Raw genomic sequence first — 8,900 nt, forward strand, 5'->3', positions numbered from 1 at the left:
GGATGCATGTGAACACGGACAGGGAGAGCCGGAGGCTCGCCTGGTGCGTGGCGCTGCTGCTGCGCCACGCACCGGACGCCGTCGCCGCCGCCGTCCTCGGGCGGCTCGACGCCCCCACCCGCCGCTACCTGTGCCGCGACGAGTACCTCCCGGCCCCCGTCGTCACCCTGCTGCTGCGGGACGGCACCGCCGAGGACCGCGCCACCGTCGCCCGCAACCCGCACGTGCTCGGCCGCCCCCTGCCCGGCCTGCCCGGCCCCGCCCGGTACGCCGCCCGCCCCGGCCCCTCGCCCGCCCTGCTGGCCACCATCGGCGCCCAGCTGGGGCGGGCCCCGGAGCCGCCGCTGACCAGCGCCGAGGTGGTCGGCCTGCTGCGCCTGCACGGCCGCCGCCGCCCGCGGGTCCCCCTCAGCATCCTGACCCTGGACCACGAGCTCGACCCCGCCCTGCTGCTGCGCGAGCACGCCCGCTCCCCGCTGCCGGCCGGCTCCGCCGAGGCGCTGCTGCTGGTCGGCGGCCTCGACCGGCAGACCTGCCTCGCACTGCTCGACACCCGCACGCAGGAGGCGTACGGACCCGACTGGCACCGGCCGGCGGTCCGCGCCGTCCGCACCGGCACCCTGACCTTCGACGAGCTCGCCGCGGCCATGGCACCGGCCCACCGCACGCTGCTGCTCGGGCAGCTGCACGCCACCGCCAACCTGGGCTGGAACCTCGACGAACGGACCGGCATGCGCTCCGCCCTGACCCGGGTGCTGCGCCCCGTGCTCGGCGACGACCCGCGGCTGTGGGGCGAACTCGGCCGCCACGCCCCCGGATTCCGCGGCACCCTGCCCGAGCTGGCGGCCGCGGTGGCCGCCGGGACCGCCGGGGTCGCTCCCCGGCCGAGCCCGCAGGGCGCGGCGGCCACCCTCGGCCAGGCCGTCACGGACCTCGCCCCCGGCTCCCCGCGGCCGGTCGTCGGCGGCGTCGACCGCGAGCTGGCCCTGGCCAGCCTCGGGGTCCCGAACGCCATGGGCGACGTACGCGAGGACATCCGCTGGGTCCGCGGCTGCCTGGGCCGCGGCCTGCTCACCGGCACCGACATCATCCGGCACAAGGCACCCGCGGCCTGGGCGCTGGACGAGGACCACTGGCTGGGCGACACCGACCACCCCGACCGGTACGACCGGCCCGGGGCGGTCCTCGCCGCCCGCGCCGAGGCCGACCGGCTGTGCGACGCCGCCCTCGGCACGGACCCCGACGCCTGGTGGGCCGCCGCCCGCGCGCTGCCCGACCACATCGGGACCCTGCCCGAGCTGCTCGCCGACGTACTGCGCGGGGACCCGGGCGGGGACTCCGTGTCCAAGCGCTCCTGAGTTGCCGCGACAATGGGGGAATGAGCGACAGTCCAGCCCCCCTCGCCGATCCGCACCTCCTCTTCGATGCCGCGGCCGGCCGCCGGGACATCGTCGTCCTCGGCTCCACCGGGTCCATCGGCACCCAGGCCATCGACCTGGCCCTGCGCAACCCGGACCGGTTCCGGGTGACCGCGCTGTCCGCCGCGGGCGGGCGCCCGGGACTGCTGGCCGAGCAGGCCCGGCAGCTGCGGGTGGGCGCCGTGGCCGTGGCCCGCGAGGACGCCGTACCGGCCCTGAAAGAGGCGCTGAGCGCCGCCTACGGAGCCTCCGAGCCGCTGCCCGAGATCCTGGCCGGTCCGGATGCCGCGACCGAGCTCGCCGGCTCCGCGTGCCACACCGTCCTCAACGGCATCACCGGCTCCATCGGCCTCGCGCCCACCCTCGCCGCGCTCCGGGCGGGCCGGACCCTCGCCTTGGCCAACAAGGAGTCGCTGATCGTCGGCGGCCCGCTGGTCAAGGAGCTCGCGCAGCCCGGGCAGATCATCCCGGTCGACTCCGAGCACGCCGCCCTCTTCCAGGCCCTCGCCGCCGGCACCCGGGCCGACGTCCGCAAGCTCGTCGTCACCGCCTCCGGCGGCCCCTTCCGCGGCCGCACCCGCGCCGAGCTGGCGGCCGTCACCGTCGAGGACGCGCTCGCGCACCCCACCTGGGCCATGGGCCCGGTCATCACCGTCAACTCGGCGACCCTGGTCAACAAGGGACTGGAGGTCATCGAGGCGCACCTGCTCTACGACATCCCCTTCGACCGCATCGAGGTCGTCGTCCACCCCCAGTCCTACGTCCACTCGATGGTGGAGTTCTCCGACGGCTCCACCCTCGCCCAGGCCACCCCGCCGGACATGCGCGGACCCATCGCCATCGGCCTCGGCTGGCCGCAGCGCGTCCCGGACGCCGCCCCCGCCTTCGACTGGACCAAGGCGTCGACCTGGGAGTTCTTCCCGCTCGACACCGAGGCCTTCCCGGCCGTGGACCTGGCCCGGCACGTGGGCACGCTCGGCTCCACCGCCCCCGCCGTGTTCAATGCGGCGAACGAGGAGTGCGTGGACGCGTTCCTGGCCGGTCGGCTGCCGTTCACAGCAATCATGGATACGGTCTCTGCCGTGGTCGATGAGCACGGGACGCCGGACACGGGAACTTCCCTGACCGTGGAAGACGTCCTCGAAGCGGAGACCTGGGCCAGGGCCCGGGCACGGGAGATGGCGGCACAGGCCGCCGTGGAGGCGCGCGCATGACAGCACTCATGACGGTGCTCGGCATACTCATCTTCGTATTCGGGCTGCTCGTCTCGATCGCCTGGCACGAGCTGGGCCACCTCTCCACGGCCAAACTCTTCGGCATCCGCGTGCCCCAGTACATGGTCGGCTTCGGCCCGACCATCTGGTCCCGGCACAAGGGCGAGACGGAGTACGGGATCAAGGCCATCCCGATGGGCGGCTACATCCGCATGATCGGGATGTTCCCGCCCGGCGACGACGGCAAGGTCACCGCCCGGTCGACCTCCCCGTTCCGCTCGATGATCGAGGACGCCCGCTCGGCGGCGTACGAGGAGCTCCAGCCGGGCGACGAGACGCGGCTCTTCTACACGCGCAGGCCGTGGAAGCGCGTCATCGTGATGTTCGCCGGCCCGTTCATGAACCTGGTGCTGGCGCTCGCGGTCTTCTTCGGCGTCTGGACGACCTTCGGCGTCAACCAGACCACCACGAAGATCGCCAGCGTCTCGCCGTGCGTCATCCAGCAGAGCGAGAAGCGCGAGGTCTGCAAGGACGGCGACCCGGTCGCCCCCGCCAAGGCCGCCGGCCTGCGCGCGGACGACCGGATCGTCGCCTTCAACGGCCGCTCCGTGTCCGACTGGTCCCTCCTGCAGAAGCGGATCCGCGACACCGTCGGCCCCGCCACCGTCACCGTCGAGCGGGACGGGCAGCGCCTCACCCTGCCCGTCACGCTGATCGAGAACCGGGTGGCCAAGACCGACGGCCACGGCGGCTACGTCAAGGGCGAGTACGTTACGGCCGGCTGGCTCGGCTTCAGCCCGAAGAACGAGACCACGCCCCTGACCTTCGGCCAGTCCGTCAGCCACATGGGCGAGGAGGTCGACCGGAGCCTGGAAGGGCTGCTCCAGCTGCCCGCCAAGATCCCGGGGCTGTGGAACGCCGCCTTCGACGGAGCCGAGCGCGAACCCGACTCCCCGATGGGCATCGTCGGCGCGGCCCGGATCAGCGGCGAGATCGCCACCCTGGACATCCCGGCCACCGACCGGCTGGTGTTCTTCCTCCAGCTCGTCGGCTACTTCAACCTCTCCCTGTTCCTGTTCAACATGCTCCCGCTGCTGCCGCTCGACGGCGGGCACATTGCGGGCGCCCTGTGGGAGTCGGTGCGGCGCGCGGTGGCCAAGGTCTTCCGCCGGCCCGACCCCGGCCCGTTCGACGTGGCGAAGCTGATGCCCGCCGCGTACGTGGTGGCCGGCGTGTTCGTCTGCTTCACGCTGCTCGTCCTCGTGGCCGACGTGGTGAACCCGATCAAGATCACCTGATTCGACCGCATGTGCGCCAGGTGCGCGACGGGCCGGGCACGATACGTGCCCGGCCCGTCGCGTACGGGTGCCCGGGCCCCCTCGGATGCAAGGGCGGCGCCCACGTTGGCGTAACCTCGAAGCCGGAGCCCGCCGATCTCGGGACCTCGATCCACACCTTGGGGTTGCACAGCAGATGACTGCCATCTCTCTCGGAATGCCGTCCGTGCCGACGAAGCTTGCCGACCGCAGGGTCAGCCGCAAGATCCAGGTCGGCACGGTCGCCGTCGGTGGCGACGCACCCGTGTCGGTGCAGTCCATGACCACCACCCGTACCTCCGACATCGGCGCCACGCTCCAGCAGATCGCGGAGCTGACCGCTTCCGGCTGCGAGATCGTCCGCGTGGCCTGCCCGACCCAGGACGACGCCGACGCCCTGGCCGTCATCGCGAAGAAGTCGCAGATCCCGGTCATCGCCGACATCCACTTCCAACCCAAGTACGTCTTCGCCGCGATCGACGCCGGCTGCGCCGCCGTCCGCGTGAACCCGGGCAACATCAAGCAGTTCGACGACAAGGTCAAGGAGATCGCGAAGGCCGCCGGCGACGCCGGCACCCCGATCCGCATCGGCGTCAACGCCGGCTCCCTCGACCGCCGCCTGCTCCAGAAGTACGGCAAGGCCACCCCCGAGGCGCTGGTCGAGTCCGCGCTGTGGGAGGCCGGCCTCTTCGAGGAGCACGGCTTCCGCGACATCAAGATCTCGGTCAAGCACAACGACCCGGTCGTCATGGTCAACGCCTACCGCCAGCTGGCCGCCCAGTGCGACTACCCGCTGCACCTCGGCGTCACCGAGGCCGGCCCCGCCTTCCAGGGCACCATCAAGTCCGCCGTCGCCTTCGGCGCCCTGCTCTCCGAGGGCATCGGCGACACCATCCGCGTCTCCCTCTCGGCCCCGCCGGTCGAGGAGGTCAAGGTCGGCCGCCAGATCCTGGAGTCGCTGAACCTCAAGCCGCGCCGCCTGGAGATCGTCTCCTGCCCGTCCTGCGGCCGCGCCCAGGTCGACGTCTACAAGCTCGCCGAGGAGGTCACCGCCGGCCTCACCGGCATGGAGGTCCCGCTCCGCGTCGCGGTCATGGGCTGCGTCGTCAACGGCCCCGGCGAGGCCCGCGAGGCCGACCTCGGCGTCGCCTCCGGCAACGGCAAGGGCCAGATCTTCGTCAAGGGCGAGGTCATCAAGACCGTCCCCGAGTCGAAGATCGTCGAGACCCTCATCGAGGAGGCGCTGAAGATCGCCGAGCAGATGGAGAAGGACGGCATCGCCTCCGGCGAGCCCACCGTCGCCATCGGCGTCTGAGCCACCCCGCCGACACCCGGATCCCGGATCCCGACACCCGGGCCCCGGCACCCGGCAGGCAGTACCCGGCACGCACCGGCCCCGGCCCCGTTCCCGCAGCTCGCGGGCGGGGCCGCACCCTTTTCGCGACCGGTGCGGCCGGGCGCTCCCCTCGCCCGGCGGGTACAGTTCGACAGATCAGCAGCCCTGTAGGTGAGGCCCAAGTGTTGACGCAGACCACCACGCGGGTCCTTGAGCCCAGCGATCTCGACGCCGCGCTCGCGATCCTGGAGCGCGAACCGGTCGAGAACGCGTTCGTCACCTCCCGGGTCCAGGTCGCCGGACTCGACCCCTGGCGCCTGGGGGGCGAGATGTGGGGCTACTACGCGGGCGGCGAACTGCGCTCCCTGTGCTACGCGGGCGCCAACCTCGTCCCCGTCTGCGCCGGCCCCGACGCCGTACGGGCCTTCGCCGACCGCGCCCGGCGCACGGGCCGCCGCTGCTCCTCCATCGTCGGCCCCGCCGAGGCCACCGGACTGCTGTGGCGGCTCCTGGAGCCCAGCTGGGGCCCCGCCCGCGAGGTCCGCTCCCACCAGCCGCTCATGGTCACCGAACGGCCGTCCTCCGACGTACGGCCCGACCCGCTCGTCCGCCGCATCCGCAAGGACGAGATGGACCTGATCATGCCCGCCTGCGTCGCCATGTTCACCGAGGAGGTCGGCATCTCGCCGATGGCCGGCGACGGCGGCCTCCTCTACCAGGCCCGGGTCGCCGAGCTGGTCGGTTCCGGCCGCTCCTTCGCCCGCGTCGAGAACGGCAAGGTCGTCTTCAAGGCGGAGATCGGCGCCGCCACCGCCTCCGCCTGCCAGGTCCAGGGCGTGTGGGTGGCCCCCGAGTTCCGCGGCCGCGGCCACTCCGAGACCGGCATGGCCGCCGTCGTCGACTTCGCGCTGCGCGACGTCGCGCCCGTGGTCAGCCTGTACGTCAACGATTTCAACACCGCCGCGCGTGCGGCGTACCGGCGCGTCGGCTTCCGCGAGGTCGGCGCGTTCATGAGCGTCCTGTTCTGAGCGGCCGCGGCGCACCGCGCGATCAGCCACGACCGGGCCGCGGACGACCGCGGGCCCGGTCGGCGGGAACTCCCCCCTGGGACCAGCCCGGGCATACCGGCGGGCCGGGACCGCCGAGTAAGGTCGCCGCATGCTGCCTACCCCCGAGGGCGACGTCCCCGCCCGGCCCGCAGGACTGAGCATCGGCCCCCTCGACCTCGCCGCCCGCGTCGACGAGGCCCTGCGCGTGCAGGCCGTGGCCTTCGGGCTCAGCGAGGAGGAGGTCGGCATCCGGCGCTACATCGTCCAGCGCCACATGACCTGCCGCGGAGCCCGGGCCCTCGGCGCCTTCACCGACGACGGGGCCCTCGCCGGATTCGTCTACGGGATGCCGAACGACCGCGCCTACTGGTGGTCCTCGATCGTCGAGCCGTACCTGCGGGCCGAGGGCCACGACGGATGGCTCGACGACGCCTTCGTCATCACCGAGCTGCACGTCCACCCCGGCTTCCAGGGCCGCGGCGTCGGCCGCACCCTCATCACCCGGATCACCGACAGCGCCGCGGAACCCCGCTCGATCCTCTCCGCCATCGACGCCGAGAGCCCGGCCCGCCGGCTCTACCGCGCCCTCGGCTACACCGACCTCGCCCGCCAGGTGCACTTCCCGAGCGCGAGCATGCCGTACGCCGTCATGGGCGCCCCGCTGCCGCTGCGCAGGCCCTGAAATCGCTTCGGGGCGCCCGGGGTACCCCGGTAGCCTCCCGTCATGGCAACACAACCCGTTCAGCGCATGTCCCGCCTCATGGCCAGGACCCTCCGCGAGGACCCGGCCGACGCCGAGACCCTCAGCCACCGCCTCCTCGTCCGCGCCGGATACGTCCGCCGCAGCTCGGCCGGGGTGTGGACCTGGCTGCCGCTCGGCAAGCGGGTCCTGGACAACGTCTCGCGCATCGTCCGCGAGGAGATGGACGCGATCGGCGCCCAGGAGGTGCTGCTCCCCGCGCTGCTGCCGAAGGAGCCGTACGAGGTCAGCGGGCGCTGGTCGGAATACGGCGACCTGCTGTTCCGGCTCAGGGACCGCAAGGGCGCGGACTACCTGCTCGGCCCCACCCACGAGGAGATCTTCACCCTCGTCGTGAAGGACCAGTGCACGTCCTACAAGGACCTGCCGGTGATGCTCTACCAGATCCAGACCAAGTACCGCGACGAGGCCCGGCCCCGCTCCGGCGTGCTGCGCGGCCGCGAGTTCCAGATGAAGGACTCGTACTCCTTCGACGTCAGCGACGAGGGACTGGCCGAGTCCTACGCCCTCCACCGGGCCGCGTACCAGCGGATCTTCACCCGCCTCGGCCTCGACCACCGGATCGTCTCGGCGGTCTCGGGCGCGATGGGCGGCTCCGCGTCGGAGGAGTTCCTCGCGCCCGCGGCGGCCGGCGAGGACACCTTCGTGGACTGCCCGGCCTGCGACTACGCGGCCAACACCGAGGCGGTGGCCTTCGTCCCGGACACCGCCGCGGAGACGGGCGCCGCGCACCCCCCGCTGGAGGAGATCCCCACCCCCGACACCCCGACGATCGAGACCCTCGCCGCCCATCTCGGCGTGCCCGCGTCGGCCACGCTGAAGAACCTCCTGGTGAAGGTCGACGGCGAGATCACGGCCGTCGGCGTGCCCGGGGACCGCGAGGTCGACCTCGGCAAGCTGGGCGAGCATCTCGCCCCGGCGGTGGTGGAGTTGGTGACGGCCGAGGACTTCGTCGACCGCCCCGACCTGGTACGCGGCTACGTGGGCCCGCAGGGCCTCGGCAAGGTCCCCTACATCGCCGACCCCCGTGTCGCGCCCGGCACTTCGTGGGTGACGGGCGCCAACAAGCCCGACACGCACGCCCGGAACGTGGTCTGCGGCCGCGACTTCGAGGTGGACCGCTACCTCGACGTGGTCGTCGTGGAGCCCGGCGACCCCTGCCCGCAGTGCGGTGCCGGGCTGCGCCTGGACCGCGCCATCGAGATCGGCCACATCTTCCAGCTCGGCCGCAAGTACGCGGACGCCTTCGGGCTCGACGTGCTCGGCCGCGAGGGCAAGCCGGTGCGGGTCACGATGGGCAGCTACGGCATCGGCGTCTCCCGGGCCGTGGCGGCACTGGCCGAGCAGACCGCCGACGGGCGCGGCCTGTCCTGGCCGGCGGAGGTGGCCCCCGCGGACGTCCACGTCGTGGCGGCGGGCAAGGCCGCGCAGCTGGCCCTCGCGGAATCGGCGGCCTCGGCGCTGGCGGAGTCCGGGCTGCGGGTCCTGCTCGACGACCGGGCGGGTCTCTCGCCGGGCGTGAAGCTCACCGACGCCGAGCTGATCGGCGTGCCGTGGATCCTGGTGGCGGGCCGCCGGTCCGCCGAGTCCGTGGTCGAGCTCCAGCACCGCGCCACCGGCGCCCGCGAGGAACTCCCCCTGGACGAGGCCCTGAACCGCCTCCGCGAAGCCCGCTGACCCGTCCGGGGGGGGGGGGGGGCCCGGGCCCCCCCCCCCCCCCGCCCCCCCCGCCCCCCGGCCGGCCCCCCCCGGGGGGGGGGGGGGGGCCCCCGGGGGGGGGGGGGGGGGGGGGGGGGGGGCCGCCCCG

General features: G+C 73.5%; 7 protein-coding genes. All 7 read left to right on the forward strand.

The features are described from left to right. Nucleotides 1-8 precede the first annotated feature (8 nt). The 7 genes from ACIQUT_RS27235 (at nt 9) to ACIQUT_RS27265 (ending at nt 8,770) form a co-directional block, all read left to right on the forward strand. Nucleotides 9-1,358 carry a hypothetical protein gene (locus ACIQUT_RS27235; protein WP_403566458.1) on the forward strand — a complete coding sequence of 450 codons (1,350 nt, stop codon included), beginning with the start codon at nt 9-11 and terminating at the stop codon, nt 1,356-1,358. 20 nt (nt 1,359-1,378) lie between these two features. After that, complete coding sequence (gene dxr, locus ACIQUT_RS27240) at nt 1,379-2,632, forward strand: 1-deoxy-D-xylulose-5-phosphate reductoisomerase (protein ID WP_403566459.1); 1,254 nt, start codon at nt 1,379-1,381, stop codon at nt 2,630-2,632. Then, nucleotides 2,629-3,930: a M50 family metallopeptidase gene (locus ACIQUT_RS27245; protein WP_403566461.1), complete on the forward strand. Its 1,302-nt coding sequence runs from the start codon at nt 2,629-2,631 to the stop codon at nt 3,928-3,930. The genes dxr and ACIQUT_RS27245 overlap by 4 nt, the downstream gene beginning before the upstream one ends. Nucleotides 3,931-4,105: 175 nt before the next feature. Continuing rightward, on the forward strand, nt 4,106-5,263 hold the full coding sequence (gene ispG, locus ACIQUT_RS27250; protein WP_403566462.1) for a flavodoxin-dependent (E)-4-hydroxy-3-methylbut-2-enyl-diphosphate synthase: 1,158 nt from the start codon (nt 4,106-4,108) through the stop codon (nt 5,261-5,263). Nucleotides 5,264-5,469: 206 nt separating this feature from the next. Next, on the forward strand, nt 5,470-6,312 hold the full coding sequence (locus tag ACIQUT_RS27255; RefSeq protein ID WP_403566522.1) for a GNAT family N-acetyltransferase: 843 nt from the start codon (nt 5,470-5,472) through the stop codon (nt 6,310-6,312). Between the two features lie 130 nt (nt 6,313-6,442). Next, on the forward strand, nt 6,443-7,015 hold the full coding sequence (locus tag ACIQUT_RS27260; RefSeq protein WP_403566464.1) for a GNAT family N-acetyltransferase: 573 nt from the start codon (nt 6,443-6,445) through the stop codon (nt 7,013-7,015). 42 nt (nt 7,016-7,057) lie between these two features. Continuing rightward, on the forward strand, nt 7,058-8,770 hold the full coding sequence (locus ACIQUT_RS27265) for a proline--tRNA ligase (RefSeq protein ID WP_403566465.1): 1,713 nt from the start codon (nt 7,058-7,060) through the stop codon (nt 8,768-8,770). The last annotated feature ends 130 nt before the right edge of the window (nt 8,771-8,900 follow it).

This window comes from Streptomyces sp. NPDC090445 (assembly GCF_044769385.1).
Lineage (GTDB): Bacteria > Actinomycetota > Actinomycetes > Streptomycetales > Streptomycetaceae > Streptomyces.

Excerpts from the sequence above, each read along its gene's own strand:
- dxr (WP_403566459.1), top strand. The coding sequence starts at position 1,379 with ATGAGCGACAGTCCAGCCCCCCTCGCCGATCCGCACCTCCTCTTCGAT.
- ACIQUT_RS27245 (WP_403566461.1), top strand. The coding sequence starts at position 2,629 with ATGACAGCACTCATGACGGTGCTCGGCATACTCATCTTCGTATTCGGG.
- ispG (WP_403566462.1), top strand. The coding sequence starts at position 4,106 with ATGACTGCCATCTCTCTCGGAATGCCGTCCGTGCCGACGAAGCTTGCC.
- ACIQUT_RS27260 (WP_403566464.1), top strand. The coding sequence starts at position 6,443 with ATGCTGCCTACCCCCGAGGGCGACGTCCCCGCCCGGCCCGCAGGACTG.
- ACIQUT_RS27265 (WP_403566465.1), top strand. The coding sequence starts at position 7,058 with ATGGCAACACAACCCGTTCAGCGCATGTCCCGCCTCATGGCCAGGACC.